Genomic DNA, 26782 nt, shown 5'->3' on the forward strand with positions numbered 1-26782 from the left:
ACTAGATCGCTTGTTTAGGACCGAAAAACTCGCAATGCGTGCGACCGCGATCGACCGACATTCCATCCAATAGCGATTGGATATGGACCATAAACGGCTTAGGCCCGCAAAAGAAGAACTCAGCTTCTGGAAACGGAGCAAGGTTCGAGATGCACGCCGAGTCGATGAGCCCCGAAGCGTGGCAACGACCTGCTGAAACATCTTCGGCGAGAGGCTGATCATAGAGAAAATGAACCGTCACATCCCCCGATGAATTCTTCGTCAAGGCCTCGATCTCATCGCGAAATGCGTGCACCGCACTATTGCGAGCCGCTTGGATGAATACGATTGGCGGGACATTGGGTAACGCAGTCAACGCCTTTGCCATCGACAACAACGGAGTCACTCCAATTCCTCCCGCGATGAACACGACCGGTCGATCTCCCCATGTCTTGGTATCGATCGTGAACTCGCCGCAGGGAGGACCAATCGCAATCGTATCACCCTCCACCACTCGATCGTGCAAGTGATTGGAGATCAATCCAACTGGTGCATGGGCGTTTGGAGAAGGCTCCCGCTTCACGCTGATACGAAAGTGCTCGCCATTTGGCGCATCGGAGAGACTGTAGTTACGCGGTGACGCAGGGGTCGTCGGATGATCGACGTGAACGGTGATATATTGACCGGGTAGGAAGTCCGGTATCAATCCACCGTCCGCGGGCTTCAAGTAGAAAGAAGTGATGATGTCGCTTTCCGGAACCTTGCGATCCACAAGAAACTCCCTGCGACCAGTCCAACCGCCGGCCGCATTGGTTTGGTCGTCATAGATCCCCTTCTCCCGGTCGATACAGACCTGTGCGAGCAACCCGTAGGCCTCCACCACAGCGGTCAAGACCTCGTCGGTCACTGCATCTCCCATCACTTCTTTGATGGCGTCGACGAGATGCTTCCCCACAATCGGGTAGTGCTCTGCTTGCACCCCCAACGAACAATGCTTGTGCGCAATCAGCTCGATTGCTGGCTTCAAGACGGCGAGATTATCGATGTGTTGAAAGTACGCGCATACCGCCCCGGCCAATGCGGCAGGCTGCTGTCCGCTTTGCTGGTGGGCTTGATTGAAAAACGCTTTGACTTCGGGATTCCCCGAGAACATCCGCTGGTAGAACTTGCAAGTAATCTTGTCAGCCTGCGACGCCACAGCGGGAGTGATGGCATGGATAATATCGATCGTTTTTTGGCTAAGCATGGAAACCCCTGGCGGGTGAGAGAGGAAGATTGTCGTCTCACCCAGGGTACCCAAGCGAATACTGGACGTCAATATCCACTTTAAATAGCCACTGAAACAAGTCGGATCCTATGCGAGATCAAATACCATGATTTCCGCGATCGCTTCGCTCGCCTGCGAAGGATCGCTCGCTTTTTTAACGCGAACGATCGATTCGTCGCTCACCGCCATTCCATCGCCTGCTACCAAATGGTGCCCCTCGACATCCACAGCCCCTCGCAATACTTGCAACCATCCATGTCTACTCGGTGCGAACTCGCGCTCGAGCGATGCGACGCTATCGAGTGTTGCAAGATAAATCCTGGCATCTTGATGGATCAATAACGAGCCTTCATCGCCGTTGGGAGAAGCCACCAATCGCCATCGATTGAACTGCTCTTCCGGAGCGAACCTTTTTTGTTCGTAGCTCGGTTCCAACTCCCGTTCTTTGGGATACAGCCAAATCTGATACAGGTGGACGGGTTCAGTCGCCGAAGGATTGAACTCGCTGTGAGTGATTCCACTTCCGGCGGTCATGCGTTGAAACTCTCCCGGCGTCAGGACTTCGCCATTTCCCATCGAATCGCGATGCTCCAATGCTCCTTCCAGAACGTAGGTGACGATCTCCATATTCCGATGCGGGTGGGTCCCAAAGCCTTGTCCGGGAGCAATCCAATCCTCGTTCATCACACGCAAAGACCGAAACTGAACGTGTCTCGGATCCTGGTAATCCGAGAAGGAAAAAGTATGGAAGGTTCGCAACCAACCATGATCCGCAAAGCCCCGCTCATCTCGTTTTCTGACCTGAAACATCGTCTGCTCCTCTCAAAAGTTCTCGATACCTATTTATTTTACATGTAAACCATATTCTCGTCAAGAGCTTCGATAGCAGGACAAAATGACGGAGGAGTCGCTAGAATACGGCCGCGGTTTCCACGCCATTCTCCCCGTTTCTTTCTGGTTGCAGGATTCATCATGCGCTATTCTTTTCGTCGATCCTTGTTATGCCTGAGCATCTTCGCCACTGGCATTTCTAACGTTTGCATTTCCAATTTTGGTATGCAGCTGCATGCTCAATCGCCAGCGACCGTCCAAACCGCTTCCAAGGTCATCGACTTCGTTCAGTACAAGCCCGTCGGTAAAGACCCGAAGATGCTGGAGAGCGTAACGGCAAGCCAGCGTTACGAAACAGGCGGCGATGTTGCAGCCGTCACCAAGCAAATCACGGAGAAGCTTAAAGGCGATGGCTGGAAGGAGCTTGAAGGATCCTACGCCACCCCAGCCATGGCATCAGCCTCTTTCCTCAAATCGCAGTTCGTCATTGCCCTTTCGGTCTCGCCAGCCGCGTCCACTCCTTCCAAGGACGCGCGTTCGATCGTCTCTCTAACGAACCTTGGAAACCTTGAATGGGCCAAGCTGCCGCTACCCAAGGGATGGACCAGCACTTATTCCATGCCGTCCATGGCGATGTATCAGACCGACGCGACACCCGAAAAGGCCAAGCAAGAGTTGGATCAAACGCTCATGCAAGCAGGCTGGGAACCTTACGGAAATGCCATCGGATCCTCGTATTACCGCCGCGAAGCGATCAAGCTGATGGCTTCGATCCAAGCGGCTCCGACGGCACCCGGAAAGTCGATCATTCAGTTCAGTTCTCAGCAGCTTTCGTATGCCTTTCCCATTCCCAAGTCGATCAAACAGCTGCAGCACACAGACCCGTTGCTGAACATTTTGTTCGATACCGATCTCCCTCGGGAGCAAACCATCCAATTCTATCGCGACGAACTCGCAAAGAAGGGTTGGAAGGCAACTACCGATGCACCGATTCGGATCCGCCACGAGGACCATACGATTTTCGTCAACGATTCGAAAGAACGTATGGAGGTTGCCGTCCATGAATTCGAGGGGCTTACTCGGGTAAAGGTCCAGTTTGTCACGGCGGCGCAAGCAGCCGAGGAAAACAAAAAAGCATCGATCGCGGCCGAACAAGCCAAAGCGAAAAACGAAGCGGCCATGGCCAACGCGAAGGCGAAGGAAGATACGGAACTTGCCATCGTCGTTCCATCGGATGCCAAACCGTCGAAGGTCGATAGCAAGTCAGCGAAATGGTCCTTGCCTTCAGGTCAAGGTGCTGCCCTAGCGAAGAAGATCATCGCCGCCCTCGAAAAAGACGGATGGAAATCAAAACAAAATGTTGCACAGAAGGAGGCTGGCGACTTCGAATTGCAGAAAGGGGAGTTTCGATTGAATCTCGACTACCTCGATCCCGGTTTCATCCCTGCCGAAGTAGAAATACAGGTCTTCGGCCCGGGAAAGATCAAACTGAAATCCCAGTAAGCCATCATAGAAGCCATCAGCGAAGCCATTCGCATCGCAACCATGCTCTACCTTATTCGGTAGCTTCCTCGGCGGGAGCTTCGAGTCGGACAAGGAGATAGGTCTCGTTCCAGTCGGGGCCGAAATGGATCAAGAGCGGGGTCTCGTTCTGCGTCAGATTGAAGAGTCCCGTTTCTGCGACGACATTCTCGTTTTCTCCGAATCGGAAGGCGACCCGTTGCGTTTCTTTGTCGACGCTTCCTTGGATAGCCTGCGATTCCTCGGTTTGAGTGTTGTAGATCGTTCCGCTGAGAATTCCCTCTTTGTTGACGGCCAATTGCAAGACACGATTGGGTTCGGTGTCTTGTTTATTCGTCGTCAGGGCAAACGTCCCTAGCGGCAACCATTCGGCTTGCTCCGCTTGCTCCTCCGTTGCAGGAGGTGGAACTGTGGCCAAGGTGGCCGCGGATTCGGCAAACTCACGCGCCGTCCCTAGTTGCTGTCCATTGAGATAGACGTAGTTGTTTTGGTAGGTGATGTTGCCTCCCGTCCCGTAATCGTAGTAGACCGGTTGGGCCCAAACATTCGAAGGAGCGGACCATGTAAACCAATTCGTAAAGGTGGAGAAGGTCGGAGCAGCCCACCAGTATGTCACGGGATAATACTGGTAGCGATAGTAGTAGTGCCAACCGCACATCCCATGCGGGTGGGTCGTCCACCAGGTCGGGCTGAACCACTGGTAACTGTAGTGGTATCGTCCTCCCCACTGCACGCGAACTTGATCGCCCCACGACTGCCAGGAAGCGATCCGTTGCGGATGCTGAACATGCCAGTTGCTGATACTGTTGATCTGGTTTTGCCAGTTGTTGTTGATGATTGTGATTTGGCTATTGTCGATGTTCACCCAACCTGGTCGCTGATGGATGAGGTCATTGTTCCAACCTGGCTTTGAAGGGAGAGGTCTGCTGGGCTTCGTCGACGGGGGAAGCGGCGCGGGCTTGGTGCTCGGGAAGCTAGGAATGCTCGGCTTTTGAGGAAGCGAAGGCTTCGTGCTGGGAATCTCGGGACGCGGCAAACTCGGCTTCGGGAGCGGCTTTCCGCCGATCACTCCTGGCAATGTAACCGGCCGATCCAACCCAAGGAAATCCTCCACATTGCCCGGTAAAGGCCGAGCGGGCGGTTTGCTTGGTTTGGAAGGGAGAGACGGCAGCGTCGAGACCGGGGGCTTCGCAGGCTTCGTCCCTCCAAGTCCCGGATAAGTGGGGCGCACCCCGGGCTTGATCGACTCCGGCGGCCGAATCCCAGGTAGGTTCCCCGAGGCGTTCCCCGGCATCGGTCGTACCGAAGGATTCGTGGGTATCGGAAAAGAGGGTTTGCTCGATGGAATCGATGGCTTCGTGGAAGGCACCGAAGGTTTTAAACCCGATCCGGGTCGTGGATAGCTTGGTTTGACCGAGGGGAGTTGTGGCGTGGAAGGGGATGGAAAGCTAGGTCTCGTCGATGGCACTGGGCGCGTTGGTACGGGTGCCGGGCGCGTCGAGGGAGGAGTAGGGCGTGTAGAAGGCATAGGACGCGTTGAAGGTGTCGGGCGGGGCATCGGTGTTGGACGGGCCATATTGCCCGCCGATGGTCGCGCACCAACGGAATGGGGTATCTTTCCCCCTGCAGGGCGCGACATCCCTTTGAAACCATCGGCAAACGCTTGAGGTAGATTGCCATTTACCGACAACAACATTGCAGCAAGCGCAAACCAGCGAACGAATCGACGTGACATGCAATCCTCTCCGAACTTACTTTACCAAGCTTCCGAAATGGCTCCACCAACTTCCGACGATATCCCCTCAACCTCGGCTAAGGCGCTGGCTCTAGCGCCGGTACGGTAATGGGGTTCGGTGCAACGACCCGTTTCATCACCGCAGGTTCGGAATTGGGAAGCATCTCACCGTTGACTTCGTGTCCCACCAATTGAATCGTGAGTTCGTCGTTGCTTCGGCGATCGAGAAGATAAGTCCCCGACGAGAGACTTCCGTCCGCGAGTGTCTGACTCGATTTGATCATCCAGGTTTCGTTCGCCTTCGTCCAAACTCCTTCGCCAAAAGAGCCGTCCGCATTGAATACCCACGATCGGATTTGACGACTTCTCGGATCCCAACCAATGATCTGCGTGCCCAAGTTGTTGACAGTTCCGTCTACTTCTTCTGTCATGGAACGAATCAAAAATGCTTTGTTACTAGACCAACGCACGGATGAAAAAACCTGACTGCCAGGTGCACCGTCCACCCAGGTGCCTTCCATCCAAGCCAAAATGCTCAGCGAGTCCGAAGCGCTAGCGGGCGTTGGAAGAGGCATTTCCTCCATCGAATCGATCTGCCATTTTCCATCATTTTTCACCAACACCGCAGAAAACTGATTTGTGATCGGTTCGATATCCATCGCGGAAACGGTGGTCTCGCCATCGACTATCGCCACATCGGGGCGGACCAAGCGAATCGTTTGAATCTGTCCGCTGAGTCGCATTTTGGAGGGAGCAGCAAAGACCTCTTCCAAGTCCTTTCGAATCGAATCGCGGCCGAGGGTCTTTTCGCCGGTCTCCCGGTCTACGTGCACGCATTCGGGCGTCCAAGCCAGCGCGATGGTATCGAGTTTTTGTTCGTTGAAAGCCGTGACATAGGCACGAATTGCTGAGTCGATTTCCTTGGTGGCCTCTATCGGCGACTGTGGTTTTGCTTCAGCGGGAAATGAGGCGAGAAGGCTCAGGACGAGTAGGAGTGGAAACAATCGATTCATCTTGGTACGTTGGCGTTGATCACGGAGGAAATTGTTAGAAGAAGTCGACACAGCGGGTGATTCTACATCGAGACACTCGAAAGAAGGAAGTTCCGCTCGCGACCGGCGCGGTGCCGATTCGGTCCTTCATTCTAAGTGAAGAGTGAGAGCGAAATCGAGTGTCCGTTTCGTTGACCTGCTTATTTTTGGGAACCCCATGGCAAAGAGAGAGGGAATCCTTTGGAAATCGTGACGTCGGGTATTCCCGAAAATCGGCAAAGATTCGAGTTGTTGGAAAGGATCCGCAGAAAAGTCCCCGTGGTGGAAACCATGACCATCATTGCCGATCAAACGACTTCTTGGCTGCAGGTCACCGATCCTGATAAGCTCTTGCTCACCGCGCTCGAGCGGGGGGAAGAAGGAGGATTCGAGGTGGATCCCTTTTGGGCAGCAGCATGGCGAGCAGCTGTCGGAATGGATCGTTTCCTCGGGCAGATTTGTGGGGAAGTGGGAGAGACCGCGTGGCGACAGCTATCGATCTTGGAGCTCGGGGGAGGAAGCGGTCGGGCAGGCATCTCTGCTGCGATGCGAGGAGCGCGCGTGGTCATCACCGATGCGTCTTCAACTGCTATGTTGGTCTGCCGATACAACGCATGGCACATGCGTGATCGCGTATCGGTTCGCCGTTTGGACTGGCGCAATAGGAATCAGCATTTAGGATTGTTTCCCATTCTCGTGGGTTCGGACATTGTGTACGACCCGAAACTGTTCCCCATCTTGGAACCTTGCATGCGACGCCATCTGCACCCGCATGGCGCGGTGTACCTCAGCGAACCGCAGAGGCACACGGGTGAACGATTTCAAAGCTGGATTCAATCCGCAGGCTGGCAACTTCTCGAGCACTATATCGACCTCGAAGATGGCGAAAAGCAAATCCGCATCTTCGAGTGTCGATTACCCAAGTAATGGAATTCCATTACGACGGCAGTTCGGTTACTTCCTCGGGTTCATGGCTGAGTGACAAGGTATCGGCTGGAACCATCTTTTGGTTTTTGCTGTCCCACCCCATGACCTTGCTCGATCTCCAACTTTCATTGGCCATGTTCACGGCAACGACTCCCGCGAGCCCAAGCTCTGGAGGGCAATTGAGCGTTTCACCGTTTCGAATGTGATTGTGCAAATTGGTATGGTGCAGGTTTTGATCTTCGCCACCTGTCTTTTTATGCTCGGCCAAGATCTTGCCATCCTTGTCCTCTGCCACCCAACCCTCTTTGGTGAACTTGAGAGTTCCGCGGTAACCTCGGATCAAGTGATCGATTCCGACTCGATTGCTCATCGTACCCAGTACATAAACCGTCATTCCGCGAGGATACTCGCAGATCATTTCGATGTTATCGGGAAGGTCGCGTCCATCTGGCCATTGCCAAATCCCTCCCATCCCAACAACGCGTCGAGGGTAGAGGAGGTCGCAGGCCTTCATGATGCGCGTGATACGGTGGATGAACAAGTCAGTGCAAATACCGCCTGAATAGGCAGAGTAACACCTCCACTCGAAGTAGTGATTTGGATTCCAATCGATCTGGGGAGCCGAACCGAGCCAAGCCTTCCAGTCCAGATCAGCGGGCTTGCTCTGGTACTTCTCTACCTCATCGGGAACACGCCATGGCCCCTTTTTCGAATCGTATCGACGGACATATTCGATCTGGGCTTGAATGACTTTTCCGATCACTCCCTTTCGGATCGCATCGCGTGCGGTGATATAGCTGTCATCGGACATGGCTTGCACGCCCACTTGCAAAGGTCGCTTGGTCTCTTTTTGCTTTTTGAGAACCGCGAGGGCCTCTGGAATGGTGTGGGTCAGTGGCTTTTCGCAATAAACCGCTTTCCCTGCATCCATAGCGTCGATCGTCATGGTCCAGTGCCAGTGCTCCGGGGTTGCAACCACGACATAGTCGACCTCTTTCCTATCCAACAACTCTTTGTAGTTGGAGTAGGAGGACTCCGCGCCGATCATCTCTTTTCCTTGGTCGGCTCGAGTCTTCCAACAGTCCGAAACAGCGACGGGGAGCAGATTGTTTTTCTCTTTCAAGTTGTTGATGACGCCAAAGTGTGCGCGACCGATGACCCCTGCCCCGATGACGCCGACTCCCAAGCGATCATTGGCCCCCAAAACACGACCATAGCTTTTTGCAGATGCTGCAATAACCCCTGCCGATGCGGCCACAGCCCCGGAACGGGCGATGAAGGAACGACGGTTGGATTGCGATTTCATGTAGACTCCACCAGAAGTTGAAGGATGGTAAATACTCGAGCGAAGGAGAGAGGGAAGAGAGATCGCTTCGAACAACTCTCCCATCTTACCAAGCCTCCGTCAGTTCGTGCGAAAAACCGTTTGGAAGAGGAAGTTCGCTTCGATTCCGACTACATCTGGCGATCGATTTGATTATGCTAGAGTGGCTTACTTGGACTGCATGTTTAGAAAGAATTTCGATGCAACATCTCGATCACCTCAAGAATCTGGTCATCATGGCTTCCGCCGACGGCGCGTTGTCGGAACGGGAGATCGCCCTTTTGGTGGACCGTTGTAGCGAAATGGGACTCGAGGAAGCGGACTTGGGCAAAGCAGTGGCATTTGCACTCAGCGACGACGCTTCCTTGAAACTTCCAAAAGCGAAAAACGAGCAGCTCGCAATGCTCGAAGATCTGATGAAGATCATGGCTGCCGACGGAAAGCTAAGCGAAGTGGAAAAACGCCTCTTTGCCCTTGCGGCTGCGAAAATGGGAATCGAAAAACAGGAACTCGAGGGATTGATCGATCGATTGGTCGGAAAGGCGTCGTAAAGACGGTTCGAATCTCATTCGGTTCGAATCTCCTAGAAACGGGTTGAAGGACCGAAGGCCGATATCTGTCCGTCGATCGCCGGAGCGGCTCGTTGCTCGCCGAATTGCCCGACTCAACTCGCCTCTACCTGATGAACCGAACGAGCATTCGAGGATGTCCAGCAGCCGGGCGGTTTGTCAAACGCGCCAAACGCATCCGGCCCAGGACCAGCCAACACCGAAGCCGACTAAGACGCTCACGTCGCCCGGTTTCAATTTGCCTTCCTGGCGAAGATCATCGATGAGGATAGGGAGGGTGCACGACACGGTGTTCCCTCGATTGGCCAAGCGGATCGGCAGATGGTCGTCATTGGTATGAAGTGCCGTCTGCAAATGCTCGAGCATTTTTCGAGTTGCTTGGTGCATTAAGAACCAATCGATCTGCTCCGGTGCGAGGCCTTGTTTTGCAATCATCTCGCGCACCATTTGCGGAATCGCCCCAACCGTGAAGCTCATGAGGCTGGGACCGTCCATGTAAAGACGGCTCGCCCAGCGCTTTCGGTTTCGAGGCTTGATGGCGCATCCGAGAGGTCTCGATCCGCCATCGGCAACGATCAGGGTGTCCGCCCCGCTGCCATCGGTTCCAAATTCGAATCCGTTGATCGCGATTCCCTCTTGAGCCTCGATCAGCGTTGCCGCCGCGGCGTCACTGAAAATCGGCTTGATCGACCGATCATCGTCCAAGATGTATTTGGAGTAGGTTTCGGCGGTGATAAGCAAGATGCGCCGACACTGGCCGCTCGCAATCAACCCCTCTGCCAGCGACAAACCGTACACGAACCCTGAGCATCCCAGATTGAAATCCAGTGCTCCGCAATGGATTCGGAGACCGAGGCGATCCTGGATCAAACAAGCCGTCGTGGGAAGGGGATAATCGGGGGTCTGCGTGCACAAAAGAACAAAATCGATCGACTTCGGATCAATCCCGTTCTCACGAAATAATTTCTCTGCAGCCCGCACCGCTAGATCGGATGCCGTCTCGTCCGCCGCCGCAATCGTTCTCGAGTAGATCCCAGTCTTTTCCGCAATCAGTGCCAAGTCCCAGTCAGGGTTGCGGGCCTGCAATTCCTCATTGGTTTCGACACGTTCCGGAAAATGGACAGCGATGGGGCCTATTTGCGAATGAAGCACTTTGATCCGATCTGCGATGAGAGTTCGTTCCAAACGACTGGGAGCTCCCATGATACCTTCCTATCATCCTGGAAGGTAGCCAGATCCAAATCCACGGGTGCAGCCTCCGGGCGATTGGCCCCCTGGCTAGATCTTCGAACCAGCACCTTTGGTGAACGCCATGAAGGCAGACTCAAGGTTGATTTCCTCCGGTGCGAATCGCCGAAGCGCAACCCCTTGCTTTACTAGTTCCGCCGCTAGAGGCGAGTAATCCTCGACTCCTGGTTTGAGCGTGACCCGCAGAAGAGGAGCCTGCAACTCAACGCCCGCGACCGGCTCCTGCTTCGCTAAGATTGCTTGGGCTCGATCCAATTGATCGGGCCCTCCCGGCTCGATCAGCAAGACTATGTTTGGACTCACTTTGCGAATAATCGCATCGACATCATCGTTGGCGATCAACACTCCTGAGTCGATAATTCCCACCTTGTTGCAAACGTCGGCCAATTCCGGCAGGATGTGGCTGCTGACAATAATCGTCTTGCCCATCCCCCCGAGCCTCCGCATCAAGGCTCGCATCTCGATTCTCGCGCGAGGATCCAAGCCGCTAAGAGGTTCATCCAGCAAAAGGACAGCTGGGTCATGCAACAAGACTCGCGCTAGCCCTAATCGCTGGGTCTGTCCTCGTGACAATGTGTTCGCGTACGCATCTCGTTTGAAATCCAAATCCACGACTTCCAACATCTCGTCGCAACGTTTCCGCCTAGCATGCGGCGCGATTCGGTACGCTGCGGCGAAAAATTCAAGGTACTCAATGACTGTCATGTCGTCGTACACACCGAAAAAGTCTGGCATGTATCCAACCATGCGACGAATTTCTTTCGGGTGAGTGTAGATCGAGTAACCACACACGTAAGCCTCGCCGTACGTCGGAGTCAGCAACGTCGCGATGATCCGCATCGTCGTCGTCTTCCCGGCACCGTTCGGCCCGATGAATCCAAACAAATCCCCTTGCCCCAATTCAAGATCGATATCTCGAATCGCATACATCTCGTCATACTTTTTCGTCAGCTGCGATACTTTGATCACGTTGGGTTCGCTTGCCTTTCAAGGACTCTATTCATCATCAGACGTCGCATTCCGTTCACTACCGGAGGGCTGCTCCACCGGAATCACGATGCGAATCATCGCGGTTCGCGTACCTTCCAATTCCGCCCCAAGCCCCTGGGCTTGATTCGGATCATTTTGCAGGCTGTTTCGCACAGGAACCCATTCCACTTGCGGCTCAGGTAGCTCCGCAAAAAGAATCGCTCGCTCGGTCCGCAAGAGCTCGCTCAAATCCAGCTTCGAAAGATAGCGATGGATCATTCCGGTGTAACCAAATCCCCCCGCGCTCCGATGGAAGGCGAGCATCTCCAACAATCGCTTCGGATCATCGATCTCGTTGCGGTCCCATGGAGTTCCCTCATCCTTACCATCCACATTGATTCGCTTTTGCAATCGCCTCGCAAAGTCCTTCGGAATCGTACTCACCGACAACGAAACTCCTTCGCCCGTTCTCATTCGCAAAGGAAGGGAATAGAAGCGACCACGATAGAGCAAGACACCATTCCTCAATTCGCAAGGCAATGGATTGACGATTGAGCCGTTCAGCAAATCCACCGCGCCGGGGATGCTACTCAACTTGCCAAACTGCCAATCCGTCGGCATCGGCATTTCGTCCGACGCCATCAAGCTCTTCGTCCCTGCCTCGGGAAGCCCCAGGCGCTGAACCGATGACGCAACAACTCCATGCACCGAAGCCCTTTTCACAATCTCGTAACTTGGCAAGATCCGATCGGTGGCAACCGTCGAATCGAATCCTCCCAAACTCTTCCCGGGTTGCCCCATCCAATCGACAACGAGCGATACAGGGACCGCTGCCCCCCCACGGATTGGATCGTGGAGAAGCCCTTTGGGATTTGCGCGTGCTTCCACCGAAAACACTCCGCGCGATCCGCCGTAAAGATGCGCATAGGCTTTGGCCATCACGACTCCGGTTCGCGCGTCCACATCGAGCAATTCGACCGCATTGAGCTGTGGGGAGGACGGTTTCCATCGCTGTTGAAGAACGGAGAGGAGCAAGCAACAGCCGACCGAAGTTCCGATGAGAGTGAGCCATGTCCACCGAGGCCTCTTCCAACGCTTGGCGACAAGAAAGAAGTCGATGGGTCCTAACACGGCCAACATCAGCCCCAGCAACACGGACATTTGCGTCAAATTACCCATCCGCAGATTCGCGAATTGATCCAACGTGCTGCCGAGTTGCAGAGAAAGGTCTTCCGCACCCACCATCGACTTGGCATTCGCCCCACGGCCTTCCCACTGATCGTTCAACATCCATTTGATGAATGCCGGCTGGCTTTCCCATCGCAGCAGGGATGGGCTATCGATCTCGGTCGCAATCAGACGTACTTTCCCCAATCCGAAAGCCCACTTGGCGAGCAGCGGATAGCGCCCGCGGTCCGCTTTTTGTCCCAACAAATCCAAACCAGCGTCGTTCAACTCCAGAATCGCCGAGTCGAACGGTTGCAGCGGAATCTCGGAGTTCAAATAGGATTCGAGGGGCCCAGGATTGCACTGCGAGGTAACCTCTAGTAACTTTCCGGGAACCATCTGCGCCAGCGGGGGATGCAGGAACCAAGCCTCTGCATTAGCCCCGAGCGTAAGCAAACAACGGCCTCCCCCTCGTACCCAGTCCCGCACCCCTGATGCCTGCGACTCGCCAATTCCGTCGAGCAAATTTCGATTGCTAGACGAAAAGACCAAGAGATCGACACCGTCCCACGCAACCCCGCTTTCGGGGAGCCATTGCGCTTGGTCTAGCTCTGTGACTGTGTAATCGCCCAGGATTCCTTTTGCAGAGCGAAGGACGGCGCTGTCGAGCTTCATGCCACTCGTACCGATTCCAACCACCCAGGGTTGTTCCGCTGGCAAGACGACGCCGCGCTCAGCATCCGTTAGACCGCGTGACTCGATCAACTCGCCAGTCTGGGCATCGAGTACTCGCACAACGATCGGGCGTTGCGCTCGACCATGTTTCGCGTAAAGAGACAAAGTGATGGGTTGGACGGCACTCAAATCCGCCTTCCAATCTGCCGATCGATAACGAATACCGACCCCTTCGCCATCGACCGTATCGAGCTCCAGCACAACCGAAAGATCGCGATCGCTGGACAACTCCACCCGATGAACTGTTTCGTAACCGACTTTCCAGACTCCGTTCAATCCAGATCGTATCGACTGGATCACCTCCCCGGCGTCGGTATCTGCCCCGGAGACGTTGCCTCCCGTGAACAGGCTCAGGGATACGGAAACACCAAAAAGAAAGAGCATCGATGCCGTTGCACCGATGCTCTCCATGAAATATGCAAAACTCCGCCCGACCGCCTGCATCAGTTTAGGACAAATATTCGAGGCAAGCAGAAGGGAAGGGCTAGCAGTCAACGTTCAACAATTCTTAATCGAGTCGCTTTACTTGAATATTGCGGAAGTAAACACGGCTACCGGGATCATGGCATTGGAGTGCAAAAGTCCCTTCGTCGATTACTCGCGTGAAGTCCTTGCCAGGCTTGGTACCAGCGGGTTCGTCGTACTCGACAATCGTCTTTCCGTCGACTTTCAGCGTTACCTTTTTACCCTGGACAATCACTTCCTGAGTGTACCATACGTTGTCTTTTGCGGCCGGTTCTGCCACATCTTTGACTGCGTACAAGCTGCTCGTTCGGCGAGGATCTTTGTCGTAGGAATTGTTGACCTGGACTTCAAAGCCATGCTTGGGCCAATTGGCGTCCTGATACTTGGTGTGGAAATAGATGCCGCCGTTCGAGTTCGGCATGGTTTTGACTTCTACCTTCAAGTGAAAATTCTTGAAGGGTTTGTCGTCACCCACATAGAACAAGTGGCTTCGTTCACCTTGGCAAACGAAAGCACCGTCTTCGATCGACCAGCTCTTTTCGTTCTCGTTGACCTTCCAACCTGAGAACGATTTCCCGTCGAATAGCGATTTGAATCCTTCGTCAGCCGCCGTGCTAACGAAGGAAATCAATTTTCCCACGGGTTGTTTCCCTTTGACATCGCCGCCAGGGAGTTCCCCTGCATTGATCTTGGCGCCGAAAGTCTTCTCGGCTCCCTTTGCCTTCAGTTCTTCGACCTTGGCGAAAATGGCATCCATTTCCTTCTTAGCCTTCTCCGGATCGCTCTTGAGCAAGGGCTTCAACGTGTCCTTGTCGAACCCGGTATCGTGCAGCGCTTCGCCGTAAGGATTTCGCTTCTTTTTGTTCTCGCCGTCGATATGGCAAACATTGCACTTGGCATCGGTCACCAGCTTCTTGAAGTCCTCGCTTTTGCTGGCCTCTACATATTTTTTGCCAAACGCTTCGCCGAATTCTTTGATGGCAAATGCTGGTTGAGGTGAGAAAGCTGCACCCAGAACGAGTGCGCATCCAACGATCAATTTACGCATACGAGTCGAAACTCCACTGTGGTAGGTAAGGCTAAAAAGCCATGAAACGAAGGATTTGCCAAGGACGAGCCTTCGTCAACGCAACCTGATTTAAATGAACAACAGGCCCGATGTCAAACGGAAGGTGCAAATAACACCCCAAACCGGGGATTTCGGCTTGGGACTGTCTCAAGATCGATGCAGAACGACCATTAAACTGTTCCAATTCAATTCCCCGGTCTCAGCCGCCCGATCGAACGCCTCCTGGGCAAACAGCCGGGACCGCGTTTCCTGTCCATCCAGTTTCAACAACGCGGAAAGGAGGAGAAGATTTCCAACCGCGAGCTGGGAATTCTCAAGCGCTAGCCGAGAGAACTGATTCACACTCTCGTCAAAGGCAACGGGCGTTGCTGCCAGATAGTTTCGAAGGGTCCCACCTCCCAACTCCCGTCCCTCCAGTCGACTCCCTGCGGCACATGCCGTGTTCAGGAGATTGAGCACGGCATCGAGCTCGGTTTCCGATTCCGGTGCGAAAAGCTTCAAAACGGCATGACGCAATGCCACCCCCTTCGCCATCCCTTGCGCGTTCTTTGCCATGGCTTCGCAGGAACGCAAGGCGGAGGCAAAATCCCCTCGGGCCACCAAATCATCGAGAGTGGCTGTGCCCGGCGCTTCCCAGCCCTCTGTCGCGAGTTCCATCGACGGTATGACGAGAAACGGTAAGCCACGTCCACCGCCCAAGTTCTCCGCGCGGGGGAGTCTGGAAAGAACTTCTCCGTGAATGAGACATGGCTCTCCTGCGCACGCATCGCGAAACCTACCGAACAGACCGCCAGCAGTCGCTGCCCCCACCAATATGACGAGAGCGATTCGTGTTCGTGGACCGCGTCCCAAGAATCGAGCGCGAAGGTTTCCGATCCGGTAAACGATTTGGCTCTGCAACACGTGACACGACTCCTTCGGTGATCCGCCTTGAAGCACTGCCCCCAAACACTCATCGTCGGGGATACCTTCGATTATCCAGCCTCCCAACACCAATGGCCAACCGGCGAATCGTATTTCTCATCCAATTCAGAGACGTCTCTGGCGCCATCCTTGCAACCGCCAAACCTTACCTCCGCCCGGATAGCGGAATGACTTGTCGAAAAGTCAGGTTGATGCGTTCCCCGACCGGCTGTTTCGTTTTGGGAACCTCGTGTTGCCAATATTGTTGCATCGAGCCAGTCATAATGATCAACGTCCCATTTCCAACGAGAAACGTGCGAGTCTCTCGCGATTGATTGTGACGAATCCTAAACTTCCGGGTCGCGCCGAGGGATAGAGATCCAATCGTGTTGCCCATCTCGGGCTCATCATCCGCGTGCCAACCCATGCTATCGCTGCCGTTCCGATAGCGATTGAGCAGACAGTAATTGTAAGTACCGAGCACCGACTCGACCTTTTGCTTTAGCTCCACGAGCTCGGGAAACCATGGAAGTGCGGCATAATCTCTCCCCGAGTACCGATATGAGAGACCCGAATCGCCATAGGACGAAATCAAGCGGGGCTGCATATACCCGAACACACCCGGCTTTTGCTCCCATTGGCAGCGATCCCTGAGAATCTCGAAATATCGATCAGCTTCGGAGGCATCCAGGAATAGATCCTCGTAGAAAAGCACCCCACCATCGGCCAGCTCGATTGTTTGCATCAAAAATCGTTTCAAATAGAACTTCTAGTCCGCGCCGGCGGATGCCCAGAGAAACGGCATTCCAAGCCCCCACATGCTCGCAAGCTCTTCGCAATCCAGTCTCCGATATTCTCGTCACCGAGCAAGCCTTCAAGTCCGGCAACAATTGAATTGCCATCCTCGATCTAGGACCATAAGGGGCCTTCCCGGCAATAGTTGCTTCTGACGACGCAGGGGAAATGGTAAACTGGAGGACCATTCCTCCCCCGTCTCCAGGACATCCCTTCCATGATCCAACTTCGCTGGGCTCGACTGCTGCGTCGAGCACCTTGGTTTGCCTGCTGGTTCGTTGCATTTATCTCCTGTTGCTCCGTTCTGTTCGGACAAGCCCAAGAGACCGATATCTTGATCGCCGACTTCGAGTCGGACACCTATGGAGCTTGGACCACCTCCGGCGAAGCGTTTGGGACAGCGCCCGCACGTGGAGCACTGCCTGGTCAAATGCCGGTCAGCGGCTATCGGGGTGATCGGCTCGTGAATTCCTTTTACCAAGGAGACCGGACCACAGGGTCACTCACATCCCCTCCGTTCCAAATCGAACGGAACTTCATCGCCTTTCTCATTGGGGGCGGTCGAGATCCCATGCGACTGGCTTTTCGGCTCGTCGTCGACGGTCAGATTGTACGATCGGCGACGGGGCCTAATGACCGGCCGGGCGGGAGTGAAGAACTGTCCTTGGAGTTCTGGGACGTTCGGGACTGGAAGGGAAAGACGGGTGTATTGCAGATCGTCGATGAAGCGACCGGTGGTTGGGGGCACATCAACGTCGACCATGTGGTGAACACCGACTCGCAACCGGCAGCACCGCGAGTCGACGCATCCAAAGAATGGGACCTTCGGGAGCGATATCTTCTGTTCCCAATCAAAAATGGCGCAAAGAAAAGAGTCGTTACCTTCTCCGTCGATGGTGAGCGGATAGTTCGCAACGAGATGGAATTGAGCGACGGCCCCCCCGACTGGTGGGCTCCGATGGACGTCTCCCCCTGGGCTGGCAAAAAGGGGACCGTTGTCATCGACAAACTCCCTGGCGATTCGCAAGGCCTCGAGTTGATACGCCCTTCCGATCGAATACCAGGTGACTCACCTGTTTACGAAGAGACAAAGCGGTCGCAATTCCACTTCTCACCGATGCGTGGCTGGAACAACGACCCGAACGGATTGGTTTACTACCAAGGAAACTACCACCTCTTCTTTCAGCACAACCCTTACGGTTGGGGATGGGGAAACATGCACTGGGGACATGCCGTCAGCCAGGATTTAGTTCACTGGGAAGAATTGGGTGACAAGCTTCTCCCAGACGACATGGGGCCCATGTTCAGTGGTAGCGCTGTGGTCGACAAGAACAACACCAGTGGCCTGGGGCGAGATGGGAAGCCTCCGATGGTCTTGTTTTACACGGCTGCCGGCACACCTACGGTGCAGGGACTTGCTTATAGTCACGATGGAAAGACATTCCAAAAGCTAAAGAGCAATCCCATCCTGCATCAGGTCACCCCCGGCAACCGTGACCCCAAGGTGATTTGGCACGAACCAACCAAACACTGGATTATGGTTCTCTATGTCGAACTCCCTGGCAAGCAACACACCGTTCACTTCTATCGTTCTCCGAACCTTATGGATTGGACTCTGGCCAGCGTCGTTCGTGGCGGCATCGATGGCGACAAGTATCTGTTTGAATGCCCTGATTTTTTTCCGCTTCCTGTCGACGACGATCCCAACGACGTGAAGTGGGTATTGCTCGGCGCGGACAGTCAGTATGCCATTGGTACGTTCGATGGTGTTACTTTTCAGCCGGAGCACTCCCGATTACCTGGTCATCGCGGACGCGGTTTCTACGCTGCCCAATCGTTCAGCGATATTCCCGCCAACGACGGTCGTCGAATCTTGATCGGTTGGTTTCAAACCGAAACCAAAGAGATGCCCTTCAATCAGTCCATGTCCATCCCATTGGACCTGCGTCTCACGAAGACGTCTGACGGTCCTCGTATGACCTTTCGACCTATCCAAGAGCTCGCGCAGATTCGACAAAAAACCCAAACGTTCGATCTTCCTCTTGCCACCACAAAGAGCTTGAATCCGCTCGCCGATTTGCAGGGGGAGCTGTGGGAAGTTCAGTTCGCCGCCACCCCTTCGCCCGATGCGATTCTGGAATGGGAACTGCGAGGAGAAAAACTTCGGTACACCCATTCGTCGCGAATACTGGAGGGAATGGGTGTCCAGGTTTCGCTACCAAAGGAAACAAAAACTTTTGGCCTTCAGCTTTTCATCGACCGAAACGGCTTGGAGCTCTTCACCGCGGATGGTCAGGTTTACATTCCGATCCCTATTTCGTTCGCCCCGAACAACGCACGCCTTTCGTTCCGAGTTCTTCAGGGGGAAACGGAGAATGTCAAAATAGAAGCCCACGCGCTGCGGTCTATTTGGAACAAGGGGTCGCACCGATGAAGGCGGGCTGGTTTCAACTCGCGGTGTTTTCCTTCGCGTGGGGCGCGTCGATGGATGGGCTGGAAGTCGCAGTCGCGGACGGCGGAAACGAGCCGGCGTTGCAAATACTCAAGGATCATTGCACGGAGTGCCATGGTTCGGACTCGCAAGAATCGCGACTTCGACTCGACAGCTTGGAGGGCGCTATTCGAGGTGGCGATTTTGGACCTGCGATCCTACCTGGGGATGCGACCAATAGTGAATTGGTACGACGCGTAACGAGTCGCAACCAGGAGCAACGCATGCCCCCCGACGGTCCGGGACTGACTGTCCTCCAGATCGAGACGTTGCGAACCTGGGTCGATTCCCTCCCAAAAGGGATGACTCTCGAGTCGGCTTCCGCGCCGCTCGATCCATCGATTCACAACCATTGGGCTTGGCAGCCGATCGCGGATCCTGTGGTGGGAGCTTTCCCCCAACCTAATCGAGCCGAGGAAGCCGGAGACAAAGCAGTCGAGATCGATCGCAACCCCATCGACATCTTCGTTCGGACAACACTTCGCCATCGAGGGCTCCCCCTTTCGCCCCCGGCCGATCGTCGAACGCTTGCTAGGCGATTGAGCTTTGATCTTTGTGGTCTTCCACCCGATCCCGAGGAACTCCAACAATTCCTGGTCGATGAGGCACCCGATGCGTACGAGCAGCACGTTGACCGTTTGCTCAATTCCCCTGCCTATGGAGAACGCTGGGCAAGACATTGGTTAGACATCGTGCACTACGGTGATACGCATGGTTACGACAAAGATAAACCACGCCCCAATGCTTGGCGATATCGCGACTATGTCATTCAATCCTTCAATCAAGACAAACCGTACGCGCAGTTCGTTCGAGAACAGATAGCAGGGGACGCACTGGAACCGATTCGCGCCGAAGGAGTGATTGCAACGGGTTTTCTCGCCGCTGGGCCATGGGACTTCATTGGGCACGAAGAAGTTCCGGAAACCAAAACGGATGGAAAGATCGCGAGGCACTTGGATCGCGATGACATGGTAGCCAATTCCATCGGAACCTTTTGCAGTATCACGGTCCACTGCGCTCAGTGCCATCATCACAAATTTGATCCCATTGGACAGGACGATTATTACGCGTTGCAATCTGTTTTTGCGGGAGTCGATAGACAGGACCGTTCCATCCATACAGACGATGGTCGTATGCAGCAAGCGATCGAACTAGAAGTTGCCCTTCAGAAGGCCCGGCGCGAAGCGGCAGAGGCCCAACGCGCTATCGAGTCGGTCGCCGCAGACGATTGGAAGAAATGGGAGAACCTGCAAAAGGCATCGAACGCTGGGTCGCTGGAGCAAGGAGGGTATCACAGCCAAATCGCATCCAGTCGGGAGTCGGAAAAGTGGGTTCAAATCGACCTTGATCGTTCCCAAACGATCTCCGCAGTCGTACTGCATCCATGCTACGACGATTTCCAGTCAATCGGCGCTGGGTTTGGCTTTCCCGAATGTTACCGTGTGGAGGCATCCAACGATCCAATGTTCCAGACCGAGGTCAACCTCCTGCACAAAGATCAATCCGAAGACGGGCCCCATCGCTCCACCACCCCAATCGTGTTCCATGCCAACGTAGCGGCGCAGTATGTCCGGGTCACCGCAACTCGCTTGGCGCATCGCAAGGATGATTTCATTTTTGCCTTGGCCGAAGCGGAAGTGTTGGATTCATCGGGAGAGAATCTAGCGGTGAACCAAACCGTTACCGCACTGGATTCGATCGATGCCCCACCGCGATGGTCGCAAATGAATTTGGTCGATTGCAAGAGCCCAGGGTTACGGGAGAAAAACACCCGAGAAGAGATCGCTTCGCTCGAGTCCAAACTTCGTGCTCGCGTAGCTCCGGAGCTTTGGGATAAGTTGATGGATCGAAGGTCCGAATCGCAGCGACTCGCGGCTACTCTTCAATCGTTTTCGAACAGCGAGAAGGTATATGCCGTCTCCTCCGCGAAACGGATCGGAATTCCACGACCGATCTTTGTGCTATCGAGAGGCAATGTCAACGCACCAGGCAGAGAGGTACGCCCGGGTGCATTGAAGTTGATCCCTACTCTCGGAAACGTGTTTCACCTGGAGAGTCCAGAACGTGAAGAGACGCGACGGCTGGCTTTAGCCGAATGGATATCGGATCGGAAAAACATGTTGACGTGGAGAAGCATTGCCAATCGCGTTTGGCAGTACCACTTCGGAACAGGCATCGTCGCGACGGCCAACGATTTCGGTCGAATGGGTGCGTTACCGACGCATCCCGAGTTGTTGGATTGGTTAGCATCCCGATTGCAGGAAAGCGATGGATCTATCAAGGACTTGCATCGATGGATCGTATGTAGCGCGACGTATCGTCAAGCAAGTCGTCCTACTGAGGAGCACATCGCAGCGGACTCCACCAATCAGTATCTCGGGAGCTATCGGCGTCAACGGCTGGATGCAGAGAGCATCCGCGATTCGATCTTGAGTGTCTCGGGCACGTTGAATCGATCCATGGGAGGACCTGGCTGGCAGGATTTCGTCATGGAACGTCCAGAACACTCCCCTCACTATCGCTACGACTTGGCCAACCCTCGCGAGCCCTCGACGCGGCGTCGTTCGATCTATCGGTTCATCGTACGAAGCCAAACTCAGCCTTGGCTGACTTCGCTCGACTGCGCCGATCCCTCCATGCGTGTGGAAAAGCGGAATGAAAGTCAATCCGCCGTCCAGTCGCTGGCTCTCTTGAACAATCCATTCATTCTTGCCCAGAGCGAAGCCTTCGCGGAGCGAGTGCGACGCGAAGCGAATGGACGCGAAAGGGCCGAGGTTTCTATCGCCTTCAAGCTGGCATTGGGGCGGGCCCCTGAAACTGAGGAATATGAAGTTCTAGAGCGGTTGCGAGCGGACGCAGGTTTGGAAAACGTCTGCCGAACTCTCTTCAATCTCAATGAGTTTTTGTTCTTAGACTAACCAATTTTGGACGAAGCGGTCCCGTATGAGCCATCCTTCCACTCGACGACGATTTCTTGGAGGAGCCAGCGCCGGTTTCGGCTCACTGGCGCTCTCCAACCTACTTTTGCAAGAGGAACGTGCAACCGCCGAGACTCCCGCTTCGCTTCATCCATCCATTCGCTTTCCACAGAAAGTGAAACGAGTTGTTCAGTTGTTTATGGCTGGTGCTGCAAGCCATATCGATTTGTTCGATTTCAAGCCCGAGCTTGTGAAGCACCACGGCGAGCCCAGCCAATTTGGCGAACCTGTCGAGGCATTTCAGGATGGGCTCGGGCCTTGGCTGAAATCGATTTGGGATTATCAGCCTTATGGGGAATGTGGAAAACGTCTCTCGGAGGTGGTAGCTCCCCTCGGAGCTGTCGCCGATGATCTGGCTTTTATCCATAACATGGTCAGCACCTCAGGCGTACACTCCGCCGCGACACTTCTGCAAACGACCGGATTTGCGATGCCTGGATTTCCCAGTGCGGGCTGCTGGATTGGATACGCATTGGGATCGATTCACGACAACTTGCCAACCTACGTAGTGTTGCCCGATCACCGAGGCTATGCTTCTAACGGAGTGAAGAATTGGGACGCTGGGTTCCTACCGTCCCAGCACAGCGGAACAGTTATCCAACCCTTGCACGCGACACCCCTGCAGGATCTTCAACCGCTCGACGAGTTTCGCTTCGCCAACAGCGCTAAAGATCGTCGCGTGCAAGAAGCGATGAAAGAGCTCAACCGATTTCACCAAGCCAAACATCCGAAGGACTCGAGACTCGAAGCTCGAATTCGCAGTTACGAGCTTGCAGCACGTTTACAAATGGCTGCACCGGAGGCGATCAGCCTTCGAGATGAACCCCAGCATGTATTGAATATGTATGGGATTGCGAGTGACAATAAATCTTGGCCCACTGAGATCAATGAAGCCGAGGAGTCGCATTGCTTTGGGACACGATGCCTGATCGCGCGTCGTTTGTTAGAGCGAGGAGTTCGATTTGTTCAGATTTGGAGCGGCAATGACAATGGTTTTCCGCGTCGGAATTGGGATTCCCACGAAGATGTTGAACGGGACCATGGTCCGCTTGCCAAGGGAATGGCGGTGGGTGCGAGCGCATTGATTCGCGATTTGAAGCAACGAGGCTTGCTGGAAGATACTCTTATCGTGTGGACAACAGAGTTCGGACGGATGCCCAGTTCTCAGGCTGGGAAAGGACGTGACCACAACCCTTTCGTTTTTACCAATTGGTTGTGTGGGGCCGGAATTCGAGGCGGGACGACCTTTGGCGAAAGCGATGCCTGGGGCTACAAACCTTTGGATCGCGACAACCCCACGACCGTCCACGATGTGCATGCGACGATTCTCCGGCTCATGGGAATCGATCACACGCTCTTAACATGGCGCAACAACGGGATCGACCGGAGGCTCACGGATGTTCACGGTCACGTTATCCACTCCATTCTCGCGTAACGAGCTCAAGATCTCACGCCGACTGGCATTAGCCAGCCTTCTGTCCTCATGCACGAGGATGCCTCATTGGTTCCTCCCAAGGTTGCGGTGGGGGATTGAAAATTCAACCAAGATTCCTCGATTCACCTCGAAGTAGAAAAGATGGTTGATCGCTCAACAATCCTCAGGGGAACACCGCCCCCTGGTGACTATTTCGCGTTCGCATGCGATGCAGGTCGCACCGCTAATCGTTTCTCTTCGAAAACGCCTTCCATGAAAATGACATCAAAAAAAACGTCCGACAGCATTTCCAAATGGATCTCGTGCGTGATTGCAATGGGTGCGTTGGTAGTCGTAACGGTGCAAGGGGCTTCGATTTGGAGTACTGTGAGCACTACGTATGCGGATTCCATCCCATTTCTTTCCTCAAAACCTGATGCAGGATTGGCCGAGAATCAAGCGAAGGTTTCGACTCGTCCGACGGGTCCGATGACCGTTCAAGCCATGGTTGATGAAACAACGGAAGTCACAAAAGTGGATCTGAAAATGGATTCCATTGCGGACGAGCCAGCGATTACAGAATCAAAACCAATCAATGCACCGGAGTTCAATGTCGACGCGAGCGAATTAGATCCAATCCTGGAGTCGAGCATGCCCAAGGTCGCAGCGGCGTCTAACGATGCCAATCGCGAGACGCCTGCTCTTGATAGCGCACCACAATTCCAACCGGTCTTGCAAAAAGACCGTCCTCGTCTGATTGCGATACCACTTGCCGAGACGCGAGAGTAACGCAATCGAGGATGGGACGGAATGGCCGCAACTCACGGCCGCAACTCAATTGTTTATCCAACGGCCGGATGTCAAGCGATGTGGCCTTGGTAGTTGCCGACCTTGAAATCGAGTAGGATGGTGCCTAGATGGCGTAGGGTCTTGAACATCGACTCGAATCTGGGTGATTTGGAATGTTGCATGAGGGAATGGCCGCGAGTGAGTTCTTTTTGATCGATGCTTATTGGCGGGCGGCCAACTATTTGTCGGTTGGGCAGATTTATCTTTTGGACAATCCGTTGCTCCGCAAACCGCTTGCTGCCGAGCATGTAAAGCCCCGCTTGCTGGGGCACTGGGGAACAACCCCCGGTTTGAACTTCATTCACGCGCACCTCAATCGGGTGATTCAACGCTTCGACTGCAACATGATTTATATTTGCGGACCGGGGCACGGCGGACCTGCCATGGTCGCCAACGCGTATCTGGAGGGAACCTATAGCGAGACCTATCCCGATATCACCATGGATATCGAGGGTGTGCGCAAGCTTTTTCGGCAATTCAGTTTTCCAGGCGGGATCCCTTCCCACGTCGCACCGGAAACTCCCGGGTCCATTCATGAGGGTGGGGAATTGGGTTACGCCCTTTCGCATGCTTTTGGAGCCGCGTTCGACAATCCTGATCTCATCGTTACCGCGATCGTAGGGGATGGAGAGGCGGAAACAGGGCCTCTAGCGACGGGCTGCACGGCAATAAGTTTCTGAATCCGCGCCGCGATGGCGCTGTTCTCCCGATCTTGCATCTCAATGGTTACAAGATTGCGAACCCGACAATTCTCTCTCTCATTCCTGAGAAGGAGCTCGATTCCCTCTATCGGGGGCTTGGATACGACCCGATCTTTGTCAGTGGACATGATCCAGCGGAGATGCATCCGAAGATGGCGGCGGCACTCGATCGCGGCATCGAAACCATTCATAAGATTTGGGAAAGCGCGAGACGGGGAGCGACGAATGTGACGATTCCACGTCCGATGTGGCCTGTCATTGTCCTACGCACTCCCAAAGGATGGACATGCCCCAAGTCGATCGATGGAAAGGTGACTGAAGATTCTTGGCGGTCACATCAAGTACCGATGGGCGATGCTCGAAAAGAGAGCCATGTTCGTATTTTAGAAGATTGGATGAAGAGTTATCGACCGGAAGAGCTTTTCGATGCGCACGGGGCGGTTCACGAGTCGATTCGTTCGTTGGCCCCTGCAGGCCTCCGTCGAATGAGCGCCAATCCTCACACCAATGGAGGATTGCTCTGCCAAGACTTGGTCCTCCCACCCCTCGAGGATTTCGCACTGGATGTGATGGTACCGGGTACGAGTAATACCGAATCGACTCGAGTCCAGGGGAACTACATTGCCGAGGTGATGAAGCGTAATTTGGCCGCTTCGAATTTTCGCGTCTTCAGCCCCGACGAAAACGCGTCCAATCGTTGGGATGCACTATTTCAGGTCACCGGTCGATGTTTGATCGATCCTGTGCCCGAGAACGCAGATCATATTTCGCAAGATGGAAGGGTGCTGGAGGTTTTGAGCGAGCACCAATGCCAGGGTTGGTTGGAAGGCTATCTTCTGACCGGACGCCACGGATTTTTCAATTGCTACGAAGCCTTCATTCATATCGTAGACAGCATGTTCAATCAGCATGCCAAGTGGCTCAAGGTGTGCCGCGATATTCCGTGGAGAAAGTCGATCCCATCGCTCAATTACTTGCTCACATCGCACGTTTGGCGACAAGACCACAATGGATTCTCCCACCAAGATCCGGGTTTCATCGATCACGTAGCGAACAAGAAAGCAGAGGTTATCCGCATCTACTTGCCTCCCGATGCCAATACGCTTCTATGCGTAACGGAACACTGCTTGGCCAGCAAGAACTACGTGAACGTTATCGTGGCGGGCAAACAGCCCGCGCTCCAGTACTTCGATCTCGCCAGCGCGAGAAAGCACTGCCTCGACGGGCTTGGCATACTGGGCTGGGCTAGCACTGAGGGAGGCCGCAATCCCGATGTCGTATTAGGGTGCTGTGGAGACGTACCGACCATGGAAGCACTGGCAGCCGCCGAAATCCTGCTTGAAGAAGCTCCGGAACTGCGGGTTCGTGTCGTCAATGTTGTCGATTTGATGCGGCTCGAGTCCCAATCCGAGCATCCTCACGGGCTGGCCGACGACGAGTTCGATTTTTACTTCCCGCCCAACGTCCCCACCATCTTCGCATTTCATGGCTACCCGTCCTTGATCCACCAACTAACCTATCGCCGACGAGGGCACGGAAACCTTCACGTTCGCGGATACAAAGAGGAAGGGACAACAACTACTCCCTTCGACATGACTGTCCTCAATGATCTCGATCGATACCGACTCGTCATGGATGTGCTGAAACGCTGCCCCGGTGCAGCGGATGGTTATGCTGGACTCCATGAAAAGATGCTTGAGGCGAGGAGAAAACATCGAGCCTATATCCTGGAGCAAGGCGAAGACCCTGTCGAGATCCGCAACTGGTCATGGAAGCATCCCAGCGCCTAGGCGATGCGATCCCGAATGCCCATC

Annotated in this window: 18 protein-coding genes and 1 pseudogene; 8 read left to right on the forward strand and 11 right to left on the reverse strand. The window is 54.4% G+C overall.

Annotated features, from left to right (window positions below):
• Position 1: 1 nt before the first annotated feature.
• Together hmpA and VN12_RS08115 are read right to left on the reverse strand one after the other, a co-directional pair.
• A complete protein-coding gene (hmpA, locus tag VN12_RS08110) occupies positions 2–1225 on the reverse strand; it encodes an NO-inducible flavohemoprotein (protein ID WP_146676353.1) in 1224 nt (407 codons plus the stop codon).
• Between the two features lie 108 nt (positions 1226–1333).
• Positions 1334–2056, reverse strand: coding sequence for a pirin family protein (locus tag VN12_RS08115; protein ID WP_146676354.1), 723 nt, complete (start codon positions 2054–2056; stop codon positions 1334–1336).
• Positions 2057–2218: 162 nt separating this feature from the next.
• Here VN12_RS08115 and VN12_RS08120 point away from each other — a divergent pair, with 162 nt between their 5' ends.
• Positions 2219–3580: a hypothetical protein gene (locus VN12_RS08120; protein WP_146676355.1), complete on the forward strand. Its 1362-nt coding sequence runs from the start codon at positions 2219–2221 to the stop codon at positions 3578–3580.
• 52 nt (positions 3581–3632) lie between these two features.
• On the opposite strand, the gene VN12_RS08125 is transcribed toward VN12_RS08120, so the two are convergent.
• On the reverse strand, positions 3633–4892 hold the full coding sequence (locus VN12_RS08125) for a hypothetical protein (protein ID WP_146676356.1): 1260 nt from the start codon (positions 4890–4892) through the stop codon (positions 3633–3635).
• Between the two features lie 518 nt (positions 4893–5410).
• Positions 5411–6346 (reverse strand): YybH family protein, encoded by a 936-nt coding sequence (locus VN12_RS08130; RefSeq protein ID WP_146676357.1) that lies wholly within the window; start codon positions 6344–6346, stop codon positions 5411–5413.
• Between the two features lie 228 nt (positions 6347–6574).
• On the opposite strand from VN12_RS08130, the gene VN12_RS08135 reads away from it, so the two are divergent.
• A complete protein-coding gene (locus VN12_RS08135; RefSeq protein WP_240491419.1) occupies positions 6575–7291 on the forward strand; it encodes a protein N-lysine methyltransferase family protein in 717 nt (238 codons plus the stop codon).
• A 10-nt stretch (positions 7292–7301) separates the two neighbouring features.
• On the opposite strand, the gene VN12_RS08140 is transcribed toward VN12_RS08135, so the two are convergent.
• Positions 7302–8597 (reverse strand): Gfo/Idh/MocA family protein, encoded by a 1296-nt coding sequence (locus VN12_RS08140; RefSeq protein ID WP_146676359.1) that lies wholly within the window; start codon positions 8595–8597, stop codon positions 7302–7304.
• 218 nt (positions 8598–8815) lie between these two features.
• Here VN12_RS08140 and VN12_RS08145 point away from each other — a divergent pair, with 218 nt between their 5' ends.
• Complete coding sequence (locus VN12_RS08145) at positions 8816–9166, forward strand: TerB family tellurite resistance protein (protein ID WP_146676360.1); 351 nt, start codon at positions 8816–8818, stop codon at positions 9164–9166.
• A 177-nt stretch (positions 9167–9343) separates the two neighbouring features.
• Here the strand turns inward: VN12_RS08145 and VN12_RS08150 are convergent, their stop codons facing one another.
• From VN12_RS08150 to VN12_RS08175, 6 genes are all read right to left on the reverse strand, one after another.
• The gene (locus VN12_RS08150) at positions 9344–10336 is read right to left on the reverse strand and encodes a 3-oxoacyl-ACP synthase III family protein (RefSeq protein ID WP_146679837.1); all 993 of its coding nucleotides are present in this window, start codon (positions 10334–10336) and stop codon (positions 9344–9346) included.
• Between the two features lie 126 nt (positions 10337–10462).
• Positions 10463–11401: an ABC transporter ATP-binding protein gene (locus VN12_RS08155; RefSeq protein ID WP_146676361.1), complete on the reverse strand. Its 939-nt coding sequence runs from the start codon at positions 11399–11401 to the stop codon at positions 10463–10465.
• A gap of 27 nt (positions 11402–11428) precedes the next feature.
• Positions 11429–13798 carry a hypothetical protein gene (locus VN12_RS08160; RefSeq protein WP_146676362.1) on the reverse strand — a complete coding sequence of 790 codons (2370 nt, stop codon included), beginning with the start codon at positions 13796–13798 and terminating at the stop codon, positions 11429–11431.
• Positions 13799–13811: 13 nt separating this feature from the next.
• A complete protein-coding gene (locus VN12_RS08165; RefSeq protein WP_240491359.1) occupies positions 13812–14816 on the reverse strand; it encodes a DUF1080 domain-containing protein in 1005 nt (334 codons plus the stop codon).
• 168 nt (positions 14817–14984) lie between these two features.
• Positions 14985–15740 carry a hypothetical protein gene (locus VN12_RS08170; protein WP_146676363.1) on the reverse strand — a complete coding sequence of 252 codons (756 nt, stop codon included), beginning with the start codon at positions 15738–15740 and terminating at the stop codon, positions 14985–14987.
• A 166-nt stretch (positions 15741–15906) separates the two neighbouring features.
• Positions 15907–16485, reverse strand: a complete 579-nt coding sequence (locus VN12_RS08175) for an alpha-ketoglutarate-dependent dioxygenase AlkB family protein (protein ID WP_146676364.1) — start codon at positions 16483–16485, stop codon at positions 15907–15909.
• Between the two features lie 267 nt (positions 16486–16752).
• Here VN12_RS08175 and VN12_RS08180 point away from each other — a divergent pair, with 267 nt between their 5' ends.
• From VN12_RS08180 to VN12_RS08200, 5 genes and pseudogenes are all read left to right on the forward strand, one after another.
• On the forward strand, positions 16753–18969 hold the full coding sequence (locus VN12_RS08180; RefSeq protein WP_146676365.1) for a glycoside hydrolase family 32 protein: 2217 nt from the start codon (positions 16753–16755) through the stop codon (positions 18967–18969).
• Entirely contained in the window at positions 18966–21944 is a 2979-nt protein-coding gene (locus VN12_RS08185; RefSeq protein WP_205855227.1) for a DUF1553 domain-containing protein, read from the forward strand. The genes VN12_RS08180 and VN12_RS08185 overlap by 4 nt, the downstream gene beginning before the upstream one ends.
• Before the next feature lie 25 nt (positions 21945–21969).
• A complete protein-coding gene (locus VN12_RS08190; RefSeq protein ID WP_146676366.1) occupies positions 21970–23439 on the forward strand; it encodes a DUF1501 domain-containing protein in 1470 nt (489 codons plus the stop codon).
• 258 nt (positions 23440–23697) lie between these two features.
• Positions 23698–24207, forward strand: a complete 510-nt coding sequence (locus VN12_RS08195) for a hypothetical protein (RefSeq protein ID WP_146676367.1) — start codon at positions 23698–23700, stop codon at positions 24205–24207.
• Between the two features lie 173 nt (positions 24208–24380).
• Positions 24381–26758, forward strand: a pseudogene (locus VN12_RS08200) (phosphoketolase).
• The last annotated feature ends 24 nt before the right edge of the window (positions 26759–26782 follow it).

The organism is Pirellula sp. SH-Sr6A (genome assembly GCF_001610875.1).
Taxonomy (GTDB): domain Bacteria; phylum Planctomycetota; class Planctomycetia; order Pirellulales; family Pirellulaceae; genus JBKCUI01.

What these genes read in the sequence shown, in the direction of transcription:
- hmpA (WP_146676353.1), bottom strand. Translation starts at nt 1,225, where the DNA reads ATGCTTAGCCAAAAAACGATCGATATTATCCATGCCATCACTCCCGCT.
- VN12_RS08115 (WP_146676354.1), bottom strand. Translation starts at nt 2,056, where the DNA reads ATGTTTCAGGTCAGAAAACGAGATGAGCGGGGCTTTGCGGATCATGGT.
- VN12_RS08120 (WP_146676355.1), top strand. Translation starts at nt 2,219, where the DNA reads ATGCGCTATTCTTTTCGTCGATCCTTGTTATGCCTGAGCATCTTCGCC.
- VN12_RS08125 (WP_146676356.1), bottom strand. Translation starts at nt 4,892, where the DNA reads ATGCCGGGGAACGCCTCGGGGAACCTACCTGGGATTCGGCCGCCGGAG.
- VN12_RS08130 (WP_146676357.1), bottom strand. Translation starts at nt 6,346, where the DNA reads ATGAATCGATTGTTTCCACTCCTACTCGTCCTGAGCCTTCTCGCCTCA.
- VN12_RS08140 (WP_146676359.1), bottom strand. Translation starts at nt 8,597, where the DNA reads ATGAAATCGCAATCCAACCGTCGTTCCTTCATCGCCCGTTCCGGGGCT.
- VN12_RS08145 (WP_146676360.1), top strand. Translation starts at nt 8,816, where the DNA reads ATGCAACATCTCGATCACCTCAAGAATCTGGTCATCATGGCTTCCGCC.
- VN12_RS08165 (WP_240491359.1), bottom strand. Translation starts at nt 14,816, where the DNA reads ATGCGTAAATTGATCGTTGGATGCGCACTCGTTCTGGGTGCAGCTTTC.
- VN12_RS08175 (WP_146676364.1), bottom strand. Translation starts at nt 16,485, where the DNA reads ATGCAAACAATCGAGCTGGCCGATGGTGGGGTGCTTTTCTACGAGGAT.
- VN12_RS08180 (WP_146676365.1), top strand. Translation starts at nt 16,753, where the DNA reads ATGATCCAACTTCGCTGGGCTCGACTGCTGCGTCGAGCACCTTGGTTT.
- VN12_RS08185 (WP_205855227.1), top strand. Translation starts at nt 18,966, where the DNA reads ATGAAGGCGGGCTGGTTTCAACTCGCGGTGTTTTCCTTCGCGTGGGGC.
- VN12_RS08190 (WP_146676366.1), top strand. Translation starts at nt 21,970, where the DNA reads ATGAGCCATCCTTCCACTCGACGACGATTTCTTGGAGGAGCCAGCGCC.
- VN12_RS08195 (WP_146676367.1), top strand. Translation starts at nt 23,698, where the DNA reads ATGACATCAAAAAAAACGTCCGACAGCATTTCCAAATGGATCTCGTGC.